The sequence below is a fragment of the Nonomuraea sp. NPDC003560 genome, assembly GCF_042878785.1.
Taxonomy (GTDB): domain Bacteria; phylum Actinomycetota; class Actinomycetes; order Streptosporangiales; family Streptosporangiaceae; genus Nonomuraea.
This window is the reverse complement of record NZ_JBIAOF010000004.1, coordinates 778,950-801,373: the sequence shown is the minus strand read 5'-3', so window position 1 is coordinate 801,373 and position 22,424 is coordinate 778,950. Positions and strand designations below refer to the sequence as shown.

At 73.4% G+C, this 22,424-nt stretch carries 19 protein-coding genes and 1 pseudogene; 9 read left to right on the top strand and 11 right to left on the bottom strand.

Annotated features, from left to right (window positions below; genetic code table 11):
• Positions 1-17: 17 nt before the first annotated feature.
• On the bottom strand, positions 18-1,082 hold the full coding sequence (locus ACFYUV_RS19910; protein ID WP_387670225.1) for a serine hydrolase domain-containing protein: 1,065 nt from the start codon (positions 1,080-1,082) through the stop codon (positions 18-20).
• A gap of 191 nt (positions 1,083-1,273) precedes the next feature.
• On the opposite strand from ACFYUV_RS19910, the gene ACFYUV_RS19905 reads away from it, so the two are divergent.
• From ACFYUV_RS19905 to ACFYUV_RS19895, 3 genes are all read left to right on the top strand, one after another.
• On the top strand, positions 1,274-2,092 hold the full coding sequence (locus ACFYUV_RS19905) for a S1 family peptidase (RefSeq protein ID WP_387670223.1): 819 nt from the start codon (positions 1,274-1,276) through the stop codon (positions 2,090-2,092).
• 188 nt (positions 2,093-2,280) lie between these two features.
• Positions 2,281-2,958 (top strand): hypothetical protein, encoded by a 678-nt coding sequence (locus tag ACFYUV_RS19900; protein ID WP_387670221.1) that lies wholly within the window; start codon positions 2,281-2,283, stop codon positions 2,956-2,958.
• Between the two features lie 62 nt (positions 2,959-3,020).
• A complete protein-coding gene (locus tag ACFYUV_RS19895) occupies positions 3,021-4,004 on the top strand; it encodes a BtrH N-terminal domain-containing protein (RefSeq protein WP_387670219.1) in 984 nt (327 codons plus the stop codon).
• Positions 4,005-4,014: 10 nt separating this feature from the next.
• Here the strand turns inward: ACFYUV_RS19895 and ACFYUV_RS19890 are convergent, their stop codons facing one another.
• Both ACFYUV_RS19890 and ACFYUV_RS19885 read right to left on the bottom strand, forming a co-directional pair.
• Entirely contained in the window at positions 4,015-5,292 is a 1,278-nt protein-coding gene (locus ACFYUV_RS19890; RefSeq protein ID WP_387670217.1) for an NAD(P)/FAD-dependent oxidoreductase, read from the bottom strand.
• A gap of 53 nt (positions 5,293-5,345) precedes the next feature.
• Positions 5,346-7,199, bottom strand: a complete 1,854-nt coding sequence (locus tag ACFYUV_RS19885) for a serine hydrolase domain-containing protein (protein ID WP_387670215.1) — start codon at positions 7,197-7,199, stop codon at positions 5,346-5,348.
• A gap of 584 nt (positions 7,200-7,783) precedes the next feature.
• On the opposite strand from ACFYUV_RS19885, the gene ACFYUV_RS19880 reads away from it, so the two are divergent.
• Complete coding sequence (locus ACFYUV_RS19880) at positions 7,784-8,494, top strand: SDR family NAD(P)-dependent oxidoreductase (protein ID WP_387670213.1); 711 nt, start codon at positions 7,784-7,786, stop codon at positions 8,492-8,494.
• 41 nt (positions 8,495-8,535) lie between these two features.
• On the opposite strand, the gene ACFYUV_RS19875 is transcribed toward ACFYUV_RS19880, so the two are convergent.
• The 6 genes from ACFYUV_RS19875 to ACFYUV_RS19850 all read right to left on the bottom strand — a co-directional run bounded on the left by ACFYUV_RS19875 (position 8,536) and on the right by ACFYUV_RS19850 (position 14,044).
• On the bottom strand, positions 8,536-9,114 hold the full coding sequence (locus ACFYUV_RS19875; protein WP_387670211.1) for an RNA polymerase sigma factor: 579 nt from the start codon (positions 9,112-9,114) through the stop codon (positions 8,536-8,538).
• Between the two features lie 128 nt (positions 9,115-9,242).
• Positions 9,243-9,425, bottom strand: coding sequence for a hypothetical protein (locus ACFYUV_RS19870; RefSeq protein WP_387670209.1), 183 nt, complete (start codon positions 9,423-9,425; stop codon positions 9,243-9,245).
• 505 nt (positions 9,426-9,930) lie between these two features.
• Complete coding sequence (locus tag ACFYUV_RS19865) at positions 9,931-11,310, bottom strand: amino acid adenylation domain-containing protein (RefSeq protein ID WP_387670207.1); 1,380 nt, start codon at positions 11,308-11,310, stop codon at positions 9,931-9,933.
• Positions 11,303-12,577 (bottom strand): condensation domain-containing protein, encoded by a 1,275-nt coding sequence (locus tag ACFYUV_RS19860; protein WP_387670205.1) that lies wholly within the window; start codon positions 12,575-12,577, stop codon positions 11,303-11,305. Before ACFYUV_RS19860 ends, ACFYUV_RS19865 begins: the two co-directional genes overlap by 8 nt.
• Positions 12,574-13,755 (bottom strand): cytochrome P450, encoded by a 1,182-nt coding sequence (locus ACFYUV_RS19855; RefSeq protein WP_387670203.1) that lies wholly within the window; start codon positions 13,753-13,755, stop codon positions 12,574-12,576. The genes ACFYUV_RS19860 and ACFYUV_RS19855 overlap by 4 nt, the downstream gene beginning before the upstream one ends.
• On the bottom strand, positions 13,748-14,044 hold the full coding sequence (locus ACFYUV_RS19850) for a phosphopantetheine-binding protein (RefSeq protein ID WP_352353844.1): 297 nt from the start codon (positions 14,042-14,044) through the stop codon (positions 13,748-13,750). Before ACFYUV_RS19850 ends, ACFYUV_RS19855 begins: the two co-directional genes overlap by 8 nt.
• 77 nt (positions 14,045-14,121) lie before the next feature.
• Between ACFYUV_RS19850 and ACFYUV_RS19845 the strand changes: the two genes are divergently transcribed.
• The 3 genes and pseudogenes from ACFYUV_RS19845 (at position 14,122) to ACFYUV_RS19835 (ending at position 15,979) form a co-directional block, all read left to right on the top strand.
• Positions 14,122-14,514, top strand: a complete 393-nt coding sequence (locus ACFYUV_RS19845; protein ID WP_387670201.1) for a hypothetical protein — start codon at positions 14,122-14,124, stop codon at positions 14,512-14,514.
• Positions 14,511-15,424, top strand: a pseudogene (locus ACFYUV_RS19840) (arabinofuranosidase catalytic domain-containing protein); the annotation flags it as partial. The gene ACFYUV_RS19845 and the pseudogene ACFYUV_RS19840, both read left to right, overlap by 4 nt.
• The gene (locus ACFYUV_RS19835) at positions 15,413-15,979 is read left to right on the top strand and encodes an AbfB domain-containing protein (protein ID WP_387670378.1); all 567 of its coding nucleotides are present in this window, start codon (positions 15,413-15,415) and stop codon (positions 15,977-15,979) included. The pseudogene ACFYUV_RS19840 and the gene ACFYUV_RS19835, both read left to right, overlap by 12 nt.
• A 41-nt stretch (positions 15,980-16,020) precedes the next feature.
• Here the strand turns inward: ACFYUV_RS19835 and ACFYUV_RS19830 are convergent, their stop codons facing one another.
• Positions 16,021-16,926, bottom strand: coding sequence for a polysaccharide deacetylase (locus ACFYUV_RS19830; protein WP_364389603.1), 906 nt, complete (start codon positions 16,924-16,926; stop codon positions 16,021-16,023).
• 107 nt (positions 16,927-17,033) lie between these two features.
• Here ACFYUV_RS19830 and ACFYUV_RS19825 point away from each other — a divergent pair, with 107 nt between their 5' ends.
• Both ACFYUV_RS19825 and ACFYUV_RS19820 read left to right on the top strand, forming a co-directional pair.
• Positions 17,034-17,591: a TIGR00730 family Rossman fold protein gene (locus tag ACFYUV_RS19825; RefSeq protein WP_387670199.1), complete on the top strand. Its 558-nt coding sequence runs from the start codon at positions 17,034-17,036 to the stop codon at positions 17,589-17,591.
• A gap of 80 nt (positions 17,592-17,671) precedes the next feature.
• On the top strand, positions 17,672-19,723 hold the full coding sequence (locus ACFYUV_RS19820; protein ID WP_387670197.1) for a SpoIIE family protein phosphatase: 2,052 nt from the start codon (positions 17,672-17,674) through the stop codon (positions 19,721-19,723).
• Here ACFYUV_RS19820 and ACFYUV_RS19815 read toward each other — a convergent pair whose 3' ends face one another.
• Positions 19,724-22,423, bottom strand: coding sequence for a M48 family metalloprotease (locus ACFYUV_RS19815; protein WP_387670195.1), 2,700 nt, complete (start codon positions 22,421-22,423; stop codon positions 19,724-19,726).
• Position 22,424: the final 1 nt, after the last annotated feature.

Genomic DNA, 22,424 nt, shown 5'->3' with positions numbered 1-22,424 from the left:
TGGTCTCGGGGGCCTGCTCAGCCCGCGGTCCCGCAGAATACCTTGACGGCCATGCCCATGATCTCCGCCGTGGACGGGTTCCTGGTCGAGGGGTTGAGCGACAGGGTCAGCGACTTGCCCGAGTCCGAGCGGAACGCGAACGTCAGGTAGCCGATCAGCTCCCCGCTGTGCCCCCACACCGTGCCGCACGGCAGCGCGTACGCCTGCAGCCCGAGGCCGTAGCGGAACCCGGCGCCCGTCTCGACGGTCGTGCGCATGGCCTTCAGGGACGCGGCGCTGGTGAGCCTGCCGCCCAGCAGCGCGGACATGAACCGCTCCAGGTCCGCGGCGGTCGAGATCATCTCTCCCGCGGCCCAGTCCAGCGAGGGGTTCATCCGGGTGGCGTCCACGAGGCCGGGCATCGGCTCGTACCCCTTGGCGTGGGGGGACGGCAGGCCCGCCCGGTCGCCGGGGACCAGCGTGTGGCGCAGGCCCAGCGGGCGCAGGATCCGGCGGGCGACCTCCTCGCCGTACGTGCGGCCGGTCAGCTTCTCCACCAGCAGGCCGAGCACCACGTAGTTGGTGTTGGAGTAGTGCCACTTGCCGTCGTCGGGGAGCTTCTTGGCGAAGGCCACCTTGAGCAGCTCGCCCGGCCGGTAGGAGCGGAAGCGGGCCTCGCCGCGCCAGCGGTTGGTGGAGTAGCCGGGCTCGCTCATGTAGTCGTACAGGTGGCTGGTGTGGTCGAGGAGGGCGCGGACCGTGATCCGGTCGCCGCCGGGGACCAGGCCGGGCAGGTGGTCGCCGATCGGGTCGTCCAGCTTCAGCTTCCCCTCGTCCACGAGCTGGAGCACCACGGTGGCGACGAAGGTCTTGGTCACGCTGCCGATCCGGAAGTAGCCGCCCGGCGAGGGGCGTCCGCCGCGCTCGACGTCGCGCACGCCCGCCGAGCCCGTCCAGGTGCCGCGCTCGTCGGTGACCCGGGCGAGGGCCGCCGTCGCGCCCTGTCCCGCCACGATCCCGGCCAGCTCCTTGCCCACTCCGGCGCCCGGTGCGCCCGCCGCCATCGTCGCCGCCACCAGCACGTTCATCATCGTCTGCATCATGCGGTCAACGTTAGGAAGATCGGCCGTACGGCGGAATGCGGTGCTCCGCCCAGTCCTGCTGCGGAAAACCACAGCCCGTCGGGAGGGGGGTTGTCCCCACCACGGGTTGGCGTGCTGGCGTACTGATGCGGGTGAATTCTTCGCAGATAGCGTGTTTTCATCGTAATAACGCACTGAAATGGATAAATCCGTTGTTTAGTCGTAAATCGCTGGGTCGTGTCCTGGGCCGTTCCGCCGTCGTCGCCGTGGCGGGCGCCGCCTGTCTCGCCGTCACCGCCGGCGGCGCCGGAGCGATCGTCAACGGCGGGAAGGCCACGGAGGCGTACCCGTTCATGGCCTCGATCCCGATCAAGGCCCCGGCCCTGGGGCTCACGGACGGCGTGTGCGGAGCGGCGCTCATCGCGCCGCAGTGGGTGGTGACCGCGGCCCACTGCCTGGACATGGAGGTCGGGTCGATCCCGAAGGGAACCGTCCGGGTCGGCAGCGACCTGCGCAAGTCCGGCGGTGAGGTGCGCGAGATCGCCCAGGCCGTGCTCCACCCCCGCTACTCCCAGAACACGCCCAACAGGAACGACATCGCCCTGGTCCGCCTGGACCGTCCGGTCACCCAGAAGCCCGTGCCGATCGCCGCGCGGCCGGGACGGCCCGGCACCCCGACCCGGATCATCGGCTTCGGCGTCACCGAGTCCAAGCCCGACCCGGCCGACTGGAAGATGTCCCCGCGGCTCAACCAGCTCGACACGCGCCGAGGCGCTCCGTCCGAGTGCGGGCCCGGATACGCGAGCGGCACCCGCCTGTGCACGGTCAGCCGGGTGCCCAAGGCCATGGCGTGCAACGGCGACTCAGGCTCCCCGCAGTTGCAGCGGGGCAGGAACGGCCGGTGGGAGCTCATCGGGGTCACCTCGGGGCCCGGCGCCAAGAGCCCGTCCTGCGCGGAAGGCCCCGGTCTGTACACCAGCGTGCCGGCGTACGCGGAGTGGCTCGACCGGACGATCCGCGCCTACAGCTGACCGGCGGGGCTGCACCGGCGGTTGAGGGCGCGCCGCCCGGCGGCCCAGCGCCGCCCGCCGCACCCGGCGCGAAGCTTCCGGGAGCGGTTCAACGACAGCCTTGAAGCCATGAGAACCGAAACCGAGCCCGCGCACGCGACGCCGGTCCCGCCACCGCCCCCGCCCGCCCGCACGGCGCAGGCACGCGGATGAGCCGCGCGCAGGACGTCCCCGCCACCTGGCGGGAGCTGCTGGGACGGGAGCATCTCGGGGCCGCCGTCGTGCCGGCTGCGGCCTGGTCGTCCCGCGGGCCCTGCGCGGCCGGGGCGACGCGTCGCGCGACGGCGGTGCCGGCCGGGCTGCCGCCGCTGGCGGCCGGGTTCTTCGCCGCGGCCGTCTCGTTCGGCTGGTCGGCGACCCAGATCGGCAGCTCGTCCGTGAGCGGGCGGCGCGCGGTGCGGCGGCTGCGGGTGGCCGGCCCGCTGCTGCTCGCGGCCGGTCTGCTCGTCCAGGGGCTGGTGCAGCGTACGGACCCGCCGGGATGGCTGGTGCTGGTCTGGGTGCCGGTGCTGTTCGCGGCCGGCGCGGGGATCGGCCTGGCCTACCCGCACCTGTCCGTGGCCGTGCTGACCGGCACGCCGGACCCGGCCGAAGGCGGCCGGGCGGCCGCGGCGATCGCCACCGTGACCAGCCTGTCCGTCGCGTTCGGCACGGCGGTCGCCGGCATCCTGGTCAACCTCGGCGGCGCCTCCATGCTCGACTCGGCCCGGTACGTGCTGTTCGGCTTCGCGGCCCTCTGCGCGACCGGCGCCCTCACCGCCCACCGGGCCGCGCGGCGGGAGCGGGACGATGGACTCTCCCCCCGTGGGAGGCCGCAGGCTGCCTGACGGGGCCGGACCGGCCGGCGGCCCCGCGCCCGATGATCGAACCGGCCAGAGGAGAGCGACGCATGACCATCGTGGAAGGCATCGAGGCTCGCGGCATGGAGCACTGCGAGACGACGGCGCTGGGGGTGCTGCTCCGCCACCAGGGGCTCGACCTGTCCGAGCCCATGCTGTTCGGGCTCGGCTCGGGCCTGTCCTTCGTCTACTGGGACGCCAAGGGCATGGACGTCCCGTTCCTGGGCGGCCGGGTCAAGCCGTTCGAGCTGACCAGGAACCTGGCCGCCAGGCTCGGGCTGACCCTGGACGTGGCCGAGACCGGCTCGGCCCGCAGGGCCTGGGAGAACGTGGCCGCCCGCATCGACGGCGGCCTGCCGGTCGGCCTCCAGCTCGACAGCCACCACCTGGACTACTTCGGCTCGAAGGTGCACTTCGGCGGCCACGTCGTCGCGATGTACGGCTACGACGAGCGGCAGGCGTACCTGGTGGACACCGCGCAACAGGGCGGCGCGGTGCGGACGAGCCGGGACAGCCTGGCGGCGGCGCGGTCCGAACGCGGCCCGATGACCGCCAGGAACCGGTCCTTCACCCTCACCCTGCCGGGCGGCCCGCCCGCCTGGCGGGAGCGGGCCGTCCCGGCGATCAGGGCGTGCGCGGAGGCGTTCCTCGCCGCGCCCATCGCCAACCTGGGCCACCGCGGCATCGACAAGGCCGCCCGCCTGGTGCCCAAGTGGCTGGACCGCGTGGCCGAGCCCGCGCGTGACCTGTCGCTGGCCGCCCTCCTCATGGAGAGGGGCGGCACCGGCGGCGGCCTGTTCCGCGCCCTCTACCGGGACTTCCTCGGCGAGTGCGCCGGATTCGTCGACGACGACCGCCTGCGCGCCGGCCACCGCCTGTACGCCGAGGCCGCCGCCCTGTGGACGGACGTGGCCGCCCTGATCGCCAAGGCCGGCGAGGGGCGCGAGGCGGCGTACCTGGAACAGGCCGGCGCCCTCCTGCACGACCTCGCGCGCATCGAACGCGAGGCCATGCAGGCCCTGCGCGAGCTGTGACCGCGGGCCCCTAGAGCGCCGCCCGGTCGCGGGCGGCCAGGCTTTCGGCGCGCAGCGACCGAAGGTCGTCGAGCACGGCGTCGGCCGCGCGCCGGCCGGACACCAGCGCCCCCTGCAGGGAGCCGGTGTCGCGGTGGTCGCCGCACACGTACAGGCCGGCCCGCAGCCGCACGGGCTTGCGCAGCGGGTACGGCGGCCGCATCGCCGGCAGCGCCGCCGGCACCTGGTACGTCGCCACGTGCTCCCAGCCGGAGGTGTCGCCGTAGATCTCGGTCAGGCGGCGGCGTACCGGGCGTTCGTCGTCGGCCAGGCCCAGGACCGACGTGGACACCAGCGCCCGCCCGTCGGCGGAGTACCCGGGGGCCGCGTCGGTGAGCACCAGGGTGTCGGTGACGGCCCCGGTGGCGTCCACGACCTGGATCGGCTCGCGCATGGGGGAGCGGGGCGCGGCGTGGTAGAAGGTGGTCACCGCGCGCATCTCCGGCGTCTCGATCTGGCTCAGCAGGCGGCCGGCGGCCCCCGGGTCGGCGGCCACGACCACGGCCCGGCCCCCGACCGTGGCGCCGTCGGCGAGCCGCACGCCGCCGGGGCTCACCTCGGTGACGCGGGCGCCGAGCGTGACGGTGCCCGGCGGCAGCCGGTCGGCGAGCCGGCGCGGGATCTCGCCCATGCCGAGGGCGGGCACCGCGATGGTGCCGCGCGCGAACGACCGCCAGAACAGGTGGAAGATCCGGCTGGAGGTCTCCAGGTCGCGTTCCAGGAGCACCCCGGCCAGGAAGGGACGCATCAGGCAGTCGATCATCTTCTCCGACATGCCCCAGGCGCGCAGCTCGTCGTCGGTGCGCCGGTCGGGCCCGCCGCGCAGCCGGGACGCCGGCAGCACCAGGTCGCGGGCCGTGAGGGCGGCGAGCACGGCGTCGTCGCGCGGCGTGCCGAGGCCGGTCAGCAGCCCGCTCAGCGCGTGCCGGGGATGCCGCCACGGCAGCATCACCCTGGCCCTGGCCCGCGTCCCCTGGACGATCACGCCCGAGGCGAACGGGCGCAGGTCGAGCGCGTCCAGATCGAGCAGCCGGCGGGCCTCGGGGTAGGCGGTGTTGAACACCTGGTAGCCGCGGTCCAGCCGGAACCCGTCCACGACGTCGGTGCGCACCCGCCCGCCCACCCCGTCGGACGCCTCCAGCACCCGCACCGGCACACCGGCCTCGTGCAGTCGCACCGCGCAGGCCAGCCCCGCCATCCCGGCCCCCACGACGATGACGGTCCCAGCCGTTCTCCGCTCGTTGTCCATGCCAGGGGCCCTACCCGCGACCTCGCAGCTCAGACCCCACGAGTCGTCGTGCCCTACGCCCAGCCGTAGACCGACCTGACGGCCGCGGCGACCTCGTTCACCAGCGCCGTGTCGTTGCCGTTGGCCAGCACGGCGTAGCCCGCGCCGAGCTCCGGATAGCCCTTGAACACCGATCTGAAGCCGTAGTTGGAGCCGTCGTGGGTGTAGGAGAAGTTCTGGGTGCCGGACCCGGCGACGAACAGGCCGCGTCCCATCCCGGGCTGCGGGCCCTCGGTGAGCAGCGAGCGCACCGACGCGCGGGTGAGCGGCCCGGCGATGTCGCCGGTGGCGGTCCAGGCCCGGTTGAGGTACGACACCAGGCGGCACAGGTCGAGCACGTTCGTGTAGAGGCCGGCGGCGGCGGACTCGGGATACCGGTTGTGGCCGCCCGGGATCACCGTCCCGGTGGAGGTGTGGCCGGAGGCGAGCTCGAAGGCGGGGGAGAGCGCGTACGAGCTGCCCGCCATGCCCAGCGGGGCGAACACCTCCTGGCTCATGTAGTCGGCCAGCGACCTGCCGGTCAGCTCCTCCACCATGCGCTGCAGCAGCACGTACCCGGCGCCGGAGTAGTGGTACTCGGCGCCCGGCTCCGTGGACAGCTCGATCCTGGGGGAGTTGCCCTCGCCGTTCATGACCTGGAGCAGTGACGGGACCGTGGCGGCGGCGCCGTACCCGGCGAAGCCGCCGCCGCCGGCGTCGAAGCCGGAGCAGGCCCCGGCGGGCGAGGTGGAGCCGCGCCCGACGACCCCGGCCCGGTGCGTCAGCAGCTGCTCGACGGTCGGCACCGCCGTCGGCGACACGCACGAGCGGGCCGGCAGCGTCCAGCCGAGATGCGGGCGGACGTCGGCGGTGAGCGCGATCTTGCGCGTCTGGAGCAGCCGCAGCACGCCCACCGCGGCCACGGCCTTGCTGATGGAGGCGGCCTGGAACGCGCTCTCCGGATGCGCGGCGGGGGCGCCGCCGGCGGCGAGCCGCCCGTAGCCGGTGGACCAGGCGATCTTGTTGCCGACGACCACCGCGACCGCCACGCCCGGCGTCTTGTACGCGCTCATCCGCTGCCAGATGGTCGAGCCGCCGACCGCGTTCTCGAACTGGCGCACCCGGTCGGCGGGCAGCGCGGGCGCCTTGCCCCGGGAGCACAGCGCCCAGCCGCCGCCCGGCCGGAAGGCCACGTTGTGCAGCTGCCAGCCGCCGCCGGCCAGGCTCTTCATCTTGGCGAAGCAGGCGTCGTCGATGCCGCGGGCGTGGAACTCGTCCTGCGCGACCAGGGCCCAGCCGCCCGCCTTGGGGAAGGCGACGCGGGTCAGCCGGCGGCCGCCCTGGGTCAGGTTGCGCATCATCTGGTAGCACTCGTCGTCCACGCCGTTGGCCTGGAAGGCGCCGGACGCGACGACCGTCCAGCGGTCGCCCCCGGCGGGCGGGAAGGCCACGTCCACGACCTGCTGCCCGGCGGTGTAGTACGCCTTGATCCGGCTGAGGCACGCCGCGGGCAGGCCGCGGGACGACACGCCCTTGTCGGTGGTGATCACCCAGCGGTCGCCGCCCTCCGGCGGGAAGGCGATGGCGTTGACCTTCCGGCCGGCCTTGACCAGCGCCCCCAGCTCCGTGAAGCAGGCGTCGGGGATGCCGCGGGCGAAGTACCGCCCGTCCTGCGTGACCATGACCCAGCCGCCGGACGGCGTGAAGGCGAGCGCCGTGACGCCGTAGGGAGCCAGCTCGGCCAGCTTGGCGTGCGCCTCGGCGGTCAGCCCGGCGTCCGCGGACGGGTAGGCCGCCGCGAAGGCGGGCGCGGCGGGCACTGCGGCGGGCACTGTGGCGGCCGCCAGTCCGGCGACACCGGTCAGGGTGAGAAAACGTCTCCTGTCCACAGGGCTCCTCGGTCAAGGCGGTGCGAAACACGGTGATCTTGGCAGAGATGTCCGGCAAGGGCCAACCGCGACCGGCTCCGGCGGGGGGCCGGGGGTATCCGAATCGGATCGATTCCCTGCGATGAGGGTCGATCTGATGGATCATGATCAGCGCATCGGAACAGGCGGAGGAGATCGGCGACGCCCTCTCCCCGCATTCGGCCGTACGAGCGGGAAGGACGAGGGGTTGACGACGAGAAAGCTGCTCGCGACGCTGGCCGCCCTGCTCCTGGTGTGCTGTGGTGCGGGCTGTTCCACCTGCTCCGTCGCGCAGGGGCCGCCGGTCACCATGCCGAAGCGTGACGCGGCCGCCGATGTGGTGGTGCGCGCGTATCTGGCGGCCATCGCCGCCCGTGACGACGAAGCGGTTCGTCTCCTGTCAGCGCCGGCTCATTACCCGAGCCGACACCTGACGAGTACGGTCGGACGACGCTCCCTGGAAGGTCATCGGGTTCGGGGCGGGTTGAGGGCCGCCGGTGCGCCTGTGCCAAGGACCATCAGGGCGAATTGACTTCGAGCGCGCTCGAATTCCTAGCGTCGCGTCCATGACGACGACACTGATCACAGGGGCCAACAAGGGGCTCGGGTTCGAGACCGCGCGGCGGCTCGTCGGCGCGGGGCACACCGTCTACGTCGCGAGCCGGGACGCCGGACGCGGACGGCTGGCCGCCGAGCGGCTGGGCGCGCGGGCGGTGGCGCTGGACGTGACTGACGACGCGTCCGTGGCGGCGGCGGCGCGGGCCGTCGAGGCGGACGGAGGGCTGGACGTGCTGGTCAACAACGCCGGCATCCAGGTGGAGATGGGGGACGACCAGGAGGTGGCCGGGGCGGCGGAGGTGACCGCCGAGATGATGCGGCGCACGTTCGAGACGAACGTGTTCGGCATGGTGCGCGTGCTCCACGCGTTCCTGCCGCTGCTGCGGCGATCCGGCGCGCCGGTCGTCGTCAACGTGAGCAGCGGCCTGGCCTCGCTGTCCCGGATGACCGACCCCGGCAGGCCCGGCTATCCCTACCCGGGCGTCGCCTACCCGGCCTCGAAGGCGGCCGTCAACATGGTCACCGTCCAGTACGCCAAGGCGTTCCCGCAGATGCGGATCAACGCGGTCGAACCCGGCTTCACCCGTACCGACCTGAACGGCAACAGCGGCCTGCAGACCGTCGAGCAGGGCGCCGAGATCATCGTGCGCATGGCCCAGGTGGGGCCGGACGGCCCCACCGGCGGCTACTTCGACGCCGAGGGGCCGCTCGCCTGGTGACCGTCCCGCGCGCCTCACCGGGAGGCGCGCGGGACCGCCGGTCAGTCCTGGATGACCGCGTCGCGGGGGCCGCCGTAGACCGGGTTCTTGTCCAGGCGCTCCTCCGTCACGAGCAGCTGGATCACCCCCTTGGCGTTCTCCTCAGCCTCCCAGACCACCCAGTCGTCGCCGACGGGCGTGCTCTGGGTGCGGTCGATGCCGTACCCTCCCGGGTTGCCGGGCGGGACGCCGATGACGGCGAAGATCACTGACAGCAGCTCCCGGTCGTCGTCGGGCAGGCTGCGGAACGCCCGGCCGATCGCGTCCAGCTCGACCTGGGTGTCGGGCGAGTGGCCGTACCGGTCGGCCAGTTCGGCGTCGAGCTCGGCCGTGCGCTCCCTGCGGCGGTTGTCGCCCCGGAAGTGGTTGGCCAGCACCTTGCGCGCCACCCCGTACAGCCAGAGGGTGGCCTCCGGGCCCTCCGGCAGCTCGTCCACCCGCCGCCAGGCGACGGTGAAGGTCTCGGCCACCACGTCGGCGGCGTCCTGAGGCGAGTCGCACCGGCGTACGGCGTAGGCGGTGATCTGGCCGTAGGCCCGGTCGTAGGCGGCCTCGAACCTGGCCGACCGCTCGTCATCCACGGGCGGTTCCCATGGCGGATCTCCTCATCGAATCATTTGTTCGGACACCCCTGCCTATGTGCGCTCATGGGCCATCATTTCGCCGGAAATGGCGGCGAGCGCGGCGAGGTGTGAGAGGAGACGCGAGGTCACTCGCCGCTCACCGGGTTCTTCGGCACGCGCTTCTCCGACACCAGGAGCCGCACCGTGCCCTGCTGTTGCGGCTCGGCGGCCCACACCACCCAGTGGCCGCCCACCCTCGCCGACTGCTCGCGCGGGTTCATCGAGAAGCCGTTCCCGTCGGAAGCGGGTTCGATGATCTGGAACGTCACCTCCAGCCCCCCTGCGCGTCTCGGCCAGGACCTCGGCGACCGTGCGGCCGTCCGCGGCGTACCCCTCCAGGGCCTCGCCCTTCCGGCCGGCGTCGGCGTTGTTCTGGTAGGGCTCGCCGGGCCTGGCCGGACGGCCGAGGTGGAGCGTCCCCTTGCCGCCGAACCCCTTGGAGACGGTGACGGTGAGCGCGCAGCCCGGCCGCCCGGGGGTGCAGCCCTCCGGACGGAGGGCGCCGCCGATGCGGTCGCGCTCGGTCGTGCCGGCAAAGCCGAGCCGGAAGACCCGGCCGACCCCCGTCGGGGACGCGGGCCGAACAGTTCGGCGAAGGCTTCCGGTTCGTGCAGGGAGCGTTGGACATGGGAGGCGTCATCACCTTCCGTAGGGTTCGGGGCGCTCACTTCGTGGCCTTTCGGCGATGAATCAGGACAACTGTTGTTGCCTGACCGGCCGCGAGCGGTTCCCGGCGACCGCGTACGGAACGCCCCCCATCATCCCGGGAGGCGGTCAGCCGCCGTCGAGGGCGTTGTAGTCGACCTTGCCGTTGGGCAGCCGCGGCAGCGCGTCCAGCCGCTGGAACACCGTCGGGACGGCCACGATCGGCAGCCGGTCCAGCAGGTGGGCGCGCAGGGCCCGGCGGTCGATCCGGTCCTCGCCGGTGACGAGGTAGCCCTTCAGCCGGGCCGGTCCGGAACCGGCCCGGGCGACCCCGACGGCGGCGGCCAGCACGCCGGGGAAGCCCGCCATGGCGTGCTCGATCTCCGCCCGTTCCAGCCGCGCGCCGCCCAGCTTGAGCTGGTGGTCGGCGCGGCCGTGGAACAGCAGCTCGCCGTCCGGGCGCAGGGAGACCAGGTCGCCGGTACGGTAGGCGTCCCCGATGCCCTCGGCCAGGCCGGGGCCGGAGATCACCAGCTCCCCGACGCCGTCCGGGCCGGGATCGGCGATGGACACCCGCGCCCCCGGGACCGGGCGGCCGATCGGCACCCGGGCCGCCGCCGCGTCCTCGGGGACGCAGCGGTGGACCGTGCTCCAGACGGTGCACTCGGTGGGGCCGTACTCGTTGTGCAGCACCGCGCCTGGCAGCGCCGCGTAGTGCTCACCGACCAGCGCGGGCGGGCACGTCTCGCCCGCGACGATCACCGTGCCCAGCGACCCGAACGCGTCGGCCAGGCCGTTGCGGAGCGCCAGCCCGTAGAACGACGGCACCATGAGCAGGTGCGAGGGCCGGTGCTCGACGGCGAAGCGCGCGACGGCGGCCAGGTCGGACGGGCGCTGGCTCGGGATGACCAGCCTGCCGCCGCAGGCCAGCGTCCAGTAGATGCCGGCGACCGAACTGTCGAACGAGATGGACGAGCAGAGCAGGAACCCGGTGACCGGCGCGGCGTAGTGGGCCAGCCGGGCCCCGGTCGACCAGGCCAGGGCGGCGCGCGAGACGGTGACGGGTTTCGGCGTGCCCGTCGAGCCGCTGGTGAAGCAGGTGTAGGCGAGCCGCGCCGAGGTCGCGGGCAGCGGCCGGTCCGGCAGTTCCGTGCCGGACATCTCGACACGACGGGCCGGGCCGGTCAGCGGGACGATCATGTCGGGCTCGATGAGCGCGATCCGGGCCCCGCACGCCTGCGCGACGTCCTGCTGGCGCTGGAAGGGGAAGGCGGCGTCGATGGCCACGTAACGGCCGCCGGCCCGCAGGACGGCGAGCATGCCGATCACCGCCCACCGGGACAGATGCGCATGGATCGCCACGGGCTCGTCGGGGCGCAGGCCCGCGTCCAGCAACACCCGGGCCAGCCCGGCGCTGATCCGGTCCAGGTCCCGGTAGGACAGCTCGCCCTCGCGGTCGGCGATCGCCGTGGCCGCGCCGCCCAGGTGCGGCTCGATGAGCTCAAGCATCGGCCAGCCGCTCCAGCACGCGCAGGAACCCGGCGACCTTCGCCTCCACCCAGTCCCGGCCGAACATCGCGGCCTCGTAGGAGACGATGCCGACCACCTCCTCGTCCACCCGCATCGACCACAGCAGGTGCACCGGCATCACGGGCGCGGGCTGCCGCTCCTCCGGCACGGGCGTCAGCACCAGCGCCGGGTCCTCGGCGGTGGGGGCGAACGGCGTCCTGGGGATGAGCTGGAACACCGGGAAGGTGCGCTCGACGACCTCCGACGGGTCGAACATCACGGCCGCCAGCTCCGGCGCCTCGGGCAGCACCCGCAGCAGCGGCACGTCGTGCCGGTAGGCCGCCCGGCACGCCTCGTCGGCGCGGCGGCTCAGCTCGTCCAGGTCGGCGGGGTCGCCGGTGGTGATCCGCAGCCACAACATGTTGAGCATGAACCCGGCCGTGTACCACTCCGACGGCTTGCGCCCCGCGGTGATGACCGGCACGACCGCGTCGTGGCGCCCGGCCCAGACCGACGCGGTGAACGCCGTCAGCAGCAGGGTGAACGGCGTGGTCCGGCGGCGGCGGGCCACCCGGCCCAGGTCCCGCCACAGCGGGCCGGGCACGGTGAAGCGGCACGTCCGCTGGTCGCCGCGCCTGCCGGGCGTCGGCACCGGCATGGCGAGCTCCGCCACGCCGTCCAGCCGCTCCTTCCAGTACGGCAGCGCGTCGGTGATCGTCCGCTCCCAGGCGGGCGAGAAGTCGTCGGCGGCGACCTCGGCGTACCCCATGACGGCGGAGCCCGGTGGCGGGCCGCCGCGCAGCCGGGCGGTGTAGGCGTCCGACAGGTCGCGCGCCAGCAGCGGCAGCGACCAGGCGTCGGAGGTGAGGTGGTGGGCGACGATCACCAGCAGGCTCGTGCCGTCCGCGCACCGGCCCAGGTGCACCCACAACAACGGCGGCTCCTCCGGCGGGTACGCCGAGCCGGTGGCCATCGCGAGGAAGGCGTCCTCGTCGTCCACGTCGTGCACCAGCAGGCGGCCGGGCGCGCTCTCGTGCACCCGCGCCCGGATCTCGCCGTCCGGGTCGCGGGACACGGCCGTGCGCAGCGCGTCGTGCCTGGCCACGACGTCGTCCACGGCCAGGCGCAGCACGCCGGCGTCCACCTCGTGCGCCACCCGGTAGGCCGCCCGCACGATGAACGTCGAGTTGACCACGCTCCCCGGCACGGCCTGCTCCAGCCCGAGCAGCAGCTGCTGGGCGTAGGTGAACGGGATCTCTGTCGTCATTGGCCTCTCCTGGGCGTCCCCGAGATGATCAGCTTCTTGAAACCGGTGAGGAAGGTCGATCGCACCCGGACCGGTTCGCCGGCCACCTCGACGTCGGCGAAGGTCGCGAAGAGCGTCGCGAAGAACAGCCGCAGCGTCAGCCGGGCCAGGTGGGATCCGATGCAGTAGTGGTGTCCGCTGCCGAAGGCGAGGTGGCGGTTGGGCGTGCGGGCCGGGTCGAACGTGTCGGGGTCGGCGAAGACGGCGGGGTCGCGGTTGGCCGCGCCGATCCAGGCGACCACGGGCTCGCCCGCCGCGAGCTCCACGCCCGACAGCCGCACCGGCCGGGTCGTGTGCCGCATGAAGTGACTGCCGGGCGACGCCCAGCGCAACGCCTCCTCGACCCCGTCGCGCAGCAGGTCCGGACGGCCGGCCCAGGCGCGGTAGCCGCCGCCCCTGGCCAGCTCGAACACCGTCGAGCTGGCCACGTTCGGCAGGGTGACGCTCGCTCCCAGCAGCAGGCTGTAACAGTTGGAGACGGCCGTGCCGGGGTCCATCCGGCCGCCGTCCTGCGACACCATCAGGCTGATCAGGTCGTCGCCCGGTTTTCGGGCGCGCTCCCGCACCAGGTGCAGGAAGTAGGCGAACAGCTCGCGGTGCGCCCGGCGCAGCGTCCCGGACGCGTCGCCGGCGAGCTGGTAGTCGGGGTCGTCCTCGGCGCTGGCCGCCATGACCAGCGTCAGCAGGCGCGGACGGTCGTCGTGGGGCAGCTCCAGCAGCGGCCCGACGAGTGCCAGCGGCAGCCCCCGTACGGCGGCGGCCAGGTCGAACTCCGGCCCGTCCAGACCGGGGGCGAGCAGGGCGGTGATCGCCGCGGTGACGGACGGCTCGTAGGCCGCGGCCGAGCGCATGCCCATGACCTTCTGCAGCGGGGCGCGCATCCGGTCGTGCTCGGGCGGGTCGGTGGCGGCGAGCTGCCGTCCGGCGGCCGGGTCGGCGCGGCCCAGGAGGTTGAGCAGGGTGCCGCGCTCGCTGGTGAAGCACGTGTGGTCGCGCAGGACGCGGTCCACGTCGGCGTACCGGGTGACCGACCAGAAGCCCCGGTCGTGCCGGTGCACCGGGTCGTTCTCGCGCAACCACCGCCAGGTCTCGTGCTGCCCGCCCGCCTCGAACAGGCCGGGGTCGGCGAGGTCACGCATGGTCGAGCGGGGCCGGCGAGCCGATCACCTCGGCCAGCTCGGCGATGGTCGGCGACAGGAACAGCGTCCAGGCGGGCACCTCGAAGCCGAACTCGCGGTCGATCGCGAACTGCACGTCGGCCGCCAGCAGGGAGTCGCCGCCCAGCTCGAAGAAGTCGTCCTCGATGCCGACGGGCGCGACGCCCAGTTTGGCCGACCACAGGCCGGCCAGCCGCCGTTCGATGTCGGTGCGCGGAGCCTCGTACGCCGATTCCAGTTCGAGGTCGTCCCGTGACGTGACAGTGGTCATCCCAGCTCCGTGGTGAGGTGAACGCGAAGACCCGGCCACCCTGCCCCCAAGGACGTTGAGCCCCCGTTGAGAATCCGTTGATCACCCCCCGCCGCCGCCCGGCTCGCCTCCAGGCCGACCCGGCGGCCCTCGCCCAGGTCCGGGAGATCGGCCGGACGGTGCGACAGGAGCAGGCGGAGCTGGCACATAACGGCACGATGCAGGTCGAGGACATCGTGGTGCTGGACCTCGGCGCCGCCACCTTCGAGGAGGCCCTGCGCCTGGCGCACGACCGCCTGCGGTGGCGCGGCTGGCAGGACGACGCGGACGGGCCGGATCGCCTCCTGATGAGCTCGCCCGCCTGGAAGCAGGCGTCACTCACCGTCGGCTCCCTCTGGAGCGCCGGCACCCACCGGATGCAGGCGGACGCCTACGCCGGTCGGTTGAAGTCCGGGGCGGTCGTCGTGGTGCGGCTGTGTGAAACGGCGTGAGCCGGGCGCGGGCCGCCGCCCAGCAGTCGTGCGACATCTACGCCGCCGGCGGCACCCCCTGCGTGGCGGCCCACAGCACGACCCGCGCCCTGTACGCCGCCTACAACGGCCCGCTCTACCAGGTCCGCCGCTCCTCCGACAACGCCACCCGCGACATCGGCCTGCTCGCCGCGGGCGGTTACGCCGACGCCGCCGCCCAGGACACCTTCTGCGCCGGCACGACCTGCCTCATCACCGTCCTCTACGACCAGTCCGGACGGGGCAACCACCTCACCCAGGCGCCCCCCGGCGGCTTCCCCGGCCCGGCGCCCGGCGGGTACGACAACCTCGCGATCGCGACCGCCGCCCCGACCATGGTCAACGGCCACAAGGCGTACGGCGTGCGCGTCACCCCCGGCACCGGCTACCGCGACAACGTCACCAACGGCATCGCCAAGGGCGACCAGCCCGAAGGCATGTACGCCGTCTTCGACGGCACCCACCACAACGGCGGCTGCTGCTTCGACTACGGCAACGCCGAGACCAACAGCCGCGACAACGGCAACGGCACCATGGAGGCCATCTACTTCGGCGACATCAAGGTCTGGGGCTACGGCACCGGCAACGGCCCCTGGTCATGGCCGACCTGGAGAACGGCCTGTTCTCCGGCGTGAACCCGGGCTACAACCCGGGCGACCCCAGCGTCAGCCACCGCTACCTGACCGCCGTCGTCAAGGGCGAGCCGAACCACTGGGCGATCCGCGCCGGGAACGCCCAGTCCGGCGGCCTGTCCACCTACTACGACGGCCCCCGTCCCAACGCCCCCGGCTACAACCCCATGAAGAAGGAGGGCGCGATCATCCTCGGGATCGGCGGCGACAACAGCAACGGCTCCGCGGGCACCTTCTACGAGGGTGTGATGACCGCCGGCTACCCCTCGAACGCCACCGAGAACGCCGTTCAGGCGAACATCGTCGCCGCCGGCTACACCACCACGGGCGGCGGCGCGGACGGGACGCTCACCCCCGGCGCGTCCGTCTCGCTGCGCGCGACCACGGCCTGCTGCACCACCCGCTACCTGCGCCACCAGAACGACCAGGTGGTCACGTCGGTGATCGGTGCCGGCAGCTCGTCGCTGGACAGGAGCGACGCCACGTGGATCGTCCGCAGCGGCCTGGCCGGGGCCTCGTGCGTGTCGTTCGAGTCGCGGAACTACCCGGGCGACTACCTGCGGCACCGCAATTACCAGCTCTACCGGCAGCACGACGACGGCAGCGCGCTGTTCGCCGCCGACGCCACCTTCTGCCCGCAGGCCGGCAAGAGCGGCCAGGGCACGTCGTTCGCCGCCGCCAACTTCCCCGACCGGTTCCTGCGCCACTACGACAACACCGTCTACATCGCGAGCAACGGCGGCTCGCACGCCTTCGACAACGCCGCCTCCTGGGCGGCGGACGTGAGCTGGGTCGTCGGCCCGCCCTGGGCGTAGACGGGGGCCCGAGCCGTCCCCGGCCCGCGGCCGGGGGCGGCTCAGTGCATGTCGGCCGGGCGCGCCCGCCCGTCGAAGGGGAAGCGGGCGCGGAAGTCGATCTCGGCCTCGGCCATCGACATGAACGTGACCCCCTTGTGGCCGCGCATGTACGCGATGAGCCGCTCCAGCATCAGCAGCACCTGGGGACGCCCGCTGACGTCGGGATGCAGCGTGACGGGGAAGACCGCGTAGTCCAGCTCGCGGTAGACCCAGTCGAACTGGTCGCGCCACTGCTGTTCGAGGTCGCGCGGGTTGACGAAGCCGTGGCTGTTCGGCGAGCTCTTGATGAACATCATCGGCGGCAGGTCGTCGAGGTACCAGTTGGCCGAGAACTCCACCAGGTCCACCTCCTGGCCGGGCACGAGCGGCTTCATCCAGGTCGAGGCGGCCTGCTCGTAGTCGATGTGCGTCCACTGCTCGCCCTTGCGGGCGTAGAAGGGCTGGAAGTCGCGGTAGGACTGCGAGTGGTCGTAGCCGAAGCCGTAGCGCAGCAGCAGCTCGACGGTCCGCGCGGACATCTCCCACCACGGCGCCACATAGCCCCGGGGCCGGACGCCGAGCACCTTGTCCAGCACCTCCAGGCTGCGCGCCAGGACGTCCTCCTCCTGCTGGGCGGACATCGCGACCGGGTTCTCGTGCATGTAGCCGTGCGCGCCGACGTCGTGCCCGGCCTCGACGATCCGCCGCATCTGGTCGGGGAACGACTCCGCCGAATGGCCGGGGACGAACCAGCTCGTCCTGATCCCCTCGCGGGCGAACAGGCGCAGCAGCCTCGGGGTCCCGACCTCGGCGGCGAACACGCCCCGCTGGATGTCGTTGGGCGAGTCCTGGCCGCCGTACGAGCCGATCCAGCCCGCCACGGCGTCCACGTCCACGCCGAAGCAGACGTTGATGGCTTTCTTCATGGACCAGGACGTACCCCCGCCGTGACGGACGGGCACCGGGCTCGACGGATCTTGGGCAGATCCTTCCCAGGTGCCCTGGCCTGGACGGGTTCGCCTACAGTGACGGCGTGAACATCTGCGTCTTCTGCTCCGCCGCCGACCTCGACGAGCGTTACACCCGCCCCGCCCGCGAGTTCGCCGAGCTCATCGGCAAGGGCGGGCACACCCTGGTGTGGGGCGGCTCCGACAGCGGCCTGATGAAGGTCATGGCCGACGGCGTGCAGGAGGCCGGCGGCCGCCTGGTGGGCGTCTCGGTCGAGTTCCTGGCGCACAAGGCCCGTCCGGGCGCCGACGAGATGATGATCACCCGCGACCTGGCCGAGCGCAAGGCGCAGCTCCTGTCCCGCGCCGACGGCTTCGTCATCATGGTGGGCGGCAGCGGCACGCTCGACGAGGCCACCGAGATCCTGGAGCTGCGCAAGCACGGCCTGCACAGCAAGCCGGTCGTGCTGCTGAACACCGCGGGCTTCTACGACGGGCTCAAGCAGCAGTTCCAGCGCATGGAGGCGGAGGGCTTCCTGCCGTTGCCCCTCACCGAGCTGGTGTTCTTCGCCGAGGAGGGCGTCGGGGCGATCGCCTACCTGGAGGAGCGGTCGGGCCTGGTCCCGCCGGGCGCCGGCGGCTGACCGGCCCCCGCGGCGCGCGTTCGGGGCGGATCGTGCGCGGGTAGGGGGAAGGGAGGCTGTGGCCGTCGGGGGAGGTCACGATGGGGGCTGACGGCGAGCCCGCGGGCAGCGGGCTGGCGTTCGAGGTGCTGGAACCGGCGCCGGTCGGCGTGGCGGTCGCGCGCGGCCCCGACCACCGCCTGGTCTACACCAACGCCGCCTACCGCTCCCTGTTCGCCGACAGCCGCACCGGGATGCCGATCGAGGAGGCGTTCGCGGAGTTCGTCCAGGTGCACTTCCGCGCGCAGTTCGACCACGTCTATGCCACCGGCGAGCCGTTCGTCACCACGGCGGAGCCGGAGTACGTCGTCGGGCCGCAGTGCGAGGAGCCGCGGTTCTTCACCTCCAGCCTGTCGCGCGTGGTCTTCGGGCCGGGGGACTACGGCGTGCTCGAAGTGGTGATGGAGGTGACCGAGCAGGTCACCGCGGCCCGCCGGATCGAGGCCCTGGCCGAGGAGCGCCGCCGCATCCTGCGCCGCTACGAGAGCCTGATGAAGGTCAGCGCGCAGATCGTCTGGGTGACCACCCGCGACGGCTACGTGAAGGAGCCCAGCCCGAGCTGGGAGCGGGTCACCGGGCAGCCGTGGGAGGGGCACCGCGGGCAGGGCTGGCTGAGGATGGTCCATCCCGACGACCGCCAGGACACGATCAGGTCGTGGGCCCGGGCGGTCAACAGGGCCACCGAGACCTGGGAGCACGTCTACCGGCTGCACACCGCCGACGGCTCCTACCGGCACTTCCAGCTGCGCGCCGTGCCCATCTGCGAGAACGGCCAGGTCGTGGAGTGGGTGGGGTCGTGCACCGACATCGAGGAGCAGTGGCAGGAGCAGCGGCGGCAGCGCCTGCTCGACAGGGCCGCGGCGGCCACGGCCCAGCTCACCAGCCTTGAGGAGATGCTCGGCGCGCTGGCCGACGTCATCGTGCCCGAGCTGGCCGACGGCTGCAGCGTCTACCTCATCACCGACCTGACCGGCGATCGGCGCGGCGAGGCGCCGTTCGTCGTCGAGCGGCTGGTCACGGCGGCACGTCGCGGCCTGGCGCCGCTGTCGCCGTACAGCGAGGAGCAGCTCGACGAGGGCAACGCCTTCGTGGCGGTCGTCCGGCGGCGGCGGCCCGTGCTCCAGACGTTCCCAGCCGGGTGCCCGCCGCCCGACCTGGCGCCGGAAAGCACCCGCGCGTGGCTGGCCGCCAACGACGCCAACAGCATGCTGGTCCTGCCGGTCGTGGTCGACGGCGCGGTGCCCGCCGTGGTCGGGGTGGTGACGTGCGGGGATCGTCCGGCGATCAACCGGGCCGACATCACGCTGCTGGGCAACATGTTCGGCCATGCCCACGACGCGCTGAGCCGGGCCATCCGCTTCCAGCGCACCCAGCAGGTCGCGCTCGCCCTGCAGTACAGCCTGCTCGCCGAGCCGCCGTGTCTGCCCGGCCTGCGGATCGTGGCCCGCTACCGGGCCAGCCCCAGCGCCGCCGAGGTGGGCGGCGACTGGTACGACTCCTTCGTCCTGCCCGACGGCGTCCCGGCGCTGGTCATCGGCGACGTGGCGGGGCACGATCTGTCGGCGGCCGTCCTGATGAGCCAGTTGCGCAACATGCTGCGGGCGCTGGCGATGGACCGCCGCGAGCCGCCCGGCGAGATCCTGACCCGGCTCAACGTCGCGATGGAGTCGTTGTCCTCCGAGGTCACGGCCACGTGCGTGTTCGCCCGCGTGGAGGAGGGCAACGGCGGCCACCGGCTGCGGTTCGCGGTGGCCGGCCATCCGCCGCCCCTGCTGGTCACCGCCCAGGGCCACGGACGTTTCCTGGAGGAAGCCGTCAGCCCGCTGCTCGGCTTCTTCGACGACGAGACCCGCGCCTCCGCGGCCGAGCCGCTGCCGCCGGGCAGCACGCTGCTGCTCTACACCGACGGGCTCATCGAACGGTCGGGCGAGCACCTGGACCTCGGTCTCGAACGGCTGCGCCGGGTGGCGGAGTCGCTCGCCGCCGAGCCGCTGGAGAGCTTCTGCGACCAGGTGCTCAGCGGCCTGCCCAGCACCGGCCTCGACGACATCGCCGTCATCGCCCTGCGGCTGCCCCCCGCGCCGGAGGAGTGATCACGAGGGCAGCACGCCCGTGACCACGCACAGGTGGCGCAGAGCGCCATGGTCGCGGATCGCCCGTGCGGAGTCCCCGGCCAGCAGGGCGGCCGCCGTCTCGCGTCCCATGGCCTGGACGGCCGGGTCGCGCGCGGCCATGGCGTACCCGGCGCTCCTGGCCATGCCCGCGATGACGCGGGAGAAGTCGCCGAAGGTGTCGGTGAACAGCAGTCCGGAGCTGACCGCGCCGACGGCCGAGCAGGCGCGGGCCGGCGGCAGCGGACCCCGGGGAGCCGCGCCGAGCTCGCGGGTCACGGCCGCGCGATCGACGGCCACCGGCTTGTCCCCCGCGGCGGCCACCATGTTGACGGCCAGGTAGCCGAAGAGCACCGTGGCGAGCGCGGTGGGGACGAGCGACAACACGGCGCCGACCGGCCGCCCGGTGACGCCGTTCCACGGACGCGCTCCCCAAGGCCGGGGGCCCGCGGCGGACAGCGCCTGCGCGGCGCCGCGCAGGGCGCTGCCCAGCCACGCGGCGCCGGTGCCCGCGACGATCAGCCCGGCGAACCCGACCGAGAAGAACGGCCCGCTCTGCGACAGGGCGACGAGGCGCGGCAGAGGAGCCATGCAGGACCACAGGTTCTCGGCGCCGCACGCCGCGATGACCAGGTGGATCATGATGAGCGGCACCAGGCCGAACACGGTCAGCAGCATGAGGATCCCGGCGCCCGCCACGACCGGCGCGGTGCCGCCCCGCCCCCCGGCCGCCACACCGAAGCAGAACGCCCCGGTCAAGGCCACGGCGGTCGCCACGACGAGCAGAGGGGCGAAGAGAGTGGCCGCGCTCTCCATGGGCACGGCCCCCGTGAGCGGCACGCCGCCGAAGGCCGAGCGCAGCCACTCGTAGAAGGGGATCATCACCCCGGCGTAGACGAGGCAGATCGCCAGCGCGGTGACGTTGACCGCCGGCAGCGGCATGCGGGGGGCCGCAAGACGGCTCGGCGGGGCGTCCCGCCAGACGGCCGCGAGGGGCCGGGGCGGCAGGCCACGCCGCACCGCCCAGCCGATCGACGCGGTGGCGCAGGCCAGCACGACGCAGAGCAGCAACGCCGGGCTGAAAGCGGCGGTGAACAGGCCGTACCAGAGAATGTCCCAGCTCGCCGCGCTGTCGATCATCGACGCGATCATGTCGAACCAGTGGCTCAGCCACGCCCCGAAGATCACCGCCGACAGCGCCGAGCCGGCCAGCGCGGCCGTCCGGACCCGCCGGGCCAGCGGCAGCCACACCGACGCGCACAGGACCGCCCACCTCAGCATGAGCTGGAACAGGACGGCGAGCAGCGCCGCCAGCACGACCGCGATCACGGGGGAGCCGGCCAGGATGTCGCCCCACGAGCCGGCCGCGGTCGCCAGCGGTGGCGCGACGAGCTGACCGGTCACCATCCCCGCCGTCAGCGCCAGCGCGGCGGGCAGCGTGGACGGCGGACGCGTGTGCGTGGCCTGCGCCAGCAGCCCGGCCCGCCACACGGTGCCGGCGACCGCCCCGGTGGCCAGCGCCCCGAACAGCACCCCGACGGCCAGGCGCTCCGGGCTGAACAGGGAGGCCACGGGCACCGTGAAGGTCATCTCCACGAGCTGGACGCACGGCGAGTACCCCAGTCCGAGCAGCGCGCCGGCGGCAGCGGACTCCACCACGCCGATCCGGAACAGCCGGGGCGCGCCGCGGATGACGCCGGCCCGCTCCTCGTCGCCCGGGTGGAAGGACCACGGCCCCCGGTCCCGTCGGCGCCGCCGGTTGTGCGGCCGTGACGGGCTCAGGGTGGCCAGGATCAGCCGCTCGCCGTCCGGTGTGGCGCAGCCGCGCAGGTCGGCGTAGTACTCCCTGGTCCTGAGCACCGAGGTGCGGGCGAACCACAGCAGGGCCAGCACGGCCGCCAGCCGCCACGGCAGGACGGTGAGCAGGCCCGGCTCGACCGCCGCGAGCACCAGCAGCGGTAGCGCGACGACCAGCAGGTACGCCCACCAGACCGCGAAGGCGAACGTGGTCAGGCCGACGTCCTTGTTGCGCAGATGGGCCAGCTCGTGGGCGAGGACGGTGTCGAGTTGCCCGGGGTCGGCGTCGGCCGCGCGCAGCAGCCCGAGGTCGAGGATGATCCGGTACCGGGGACGACGGCCGAAGGCCCGGCCGCTCGCGCTCGCGCGCAGGGTCGCGACGTACACCTCCGTCCCCGGGGCCAGGGCCCGTACGGTGTCCTCGACGCGCCGCACCACGGCGGCCATGCCCTCGTCCACCGCGAACTGGGCCAGCGGTCGGGGGCCGGAGAGCATGACCAGGCGCGGATGCAGGAGGTGGATCACGACGGCCACCGCCAGCAGCCCGGCCACCATGCCGATCACGCTCCACCCGGTGCGCGCCGAACACCGCTGGACACAGTCGATGTAGGCCGAGACCAGGACGCCGTCGGGGATCCGGCCCGCGCCGGATCCGGCGGCCAGGGCGCAGGCACGATAGCCGCGGTCAGGGCTGCCGGCGGCGTACCGGTCGAGCAGGAGCAGGTACAGGTGGACGGCGCTGGTGACCGCGACGACGATCATGAGCAGGAAGCGGGCCGTGGTCGCAGCCGGCAGCGCGAACGGGTCCAGCCGCGGAGGAGGCGGCGTCGCGGGCGTGCCGGCCCGCGCCGTCGCCTGCCGGAAGGGGCCGGCGGGCGGGCCCACG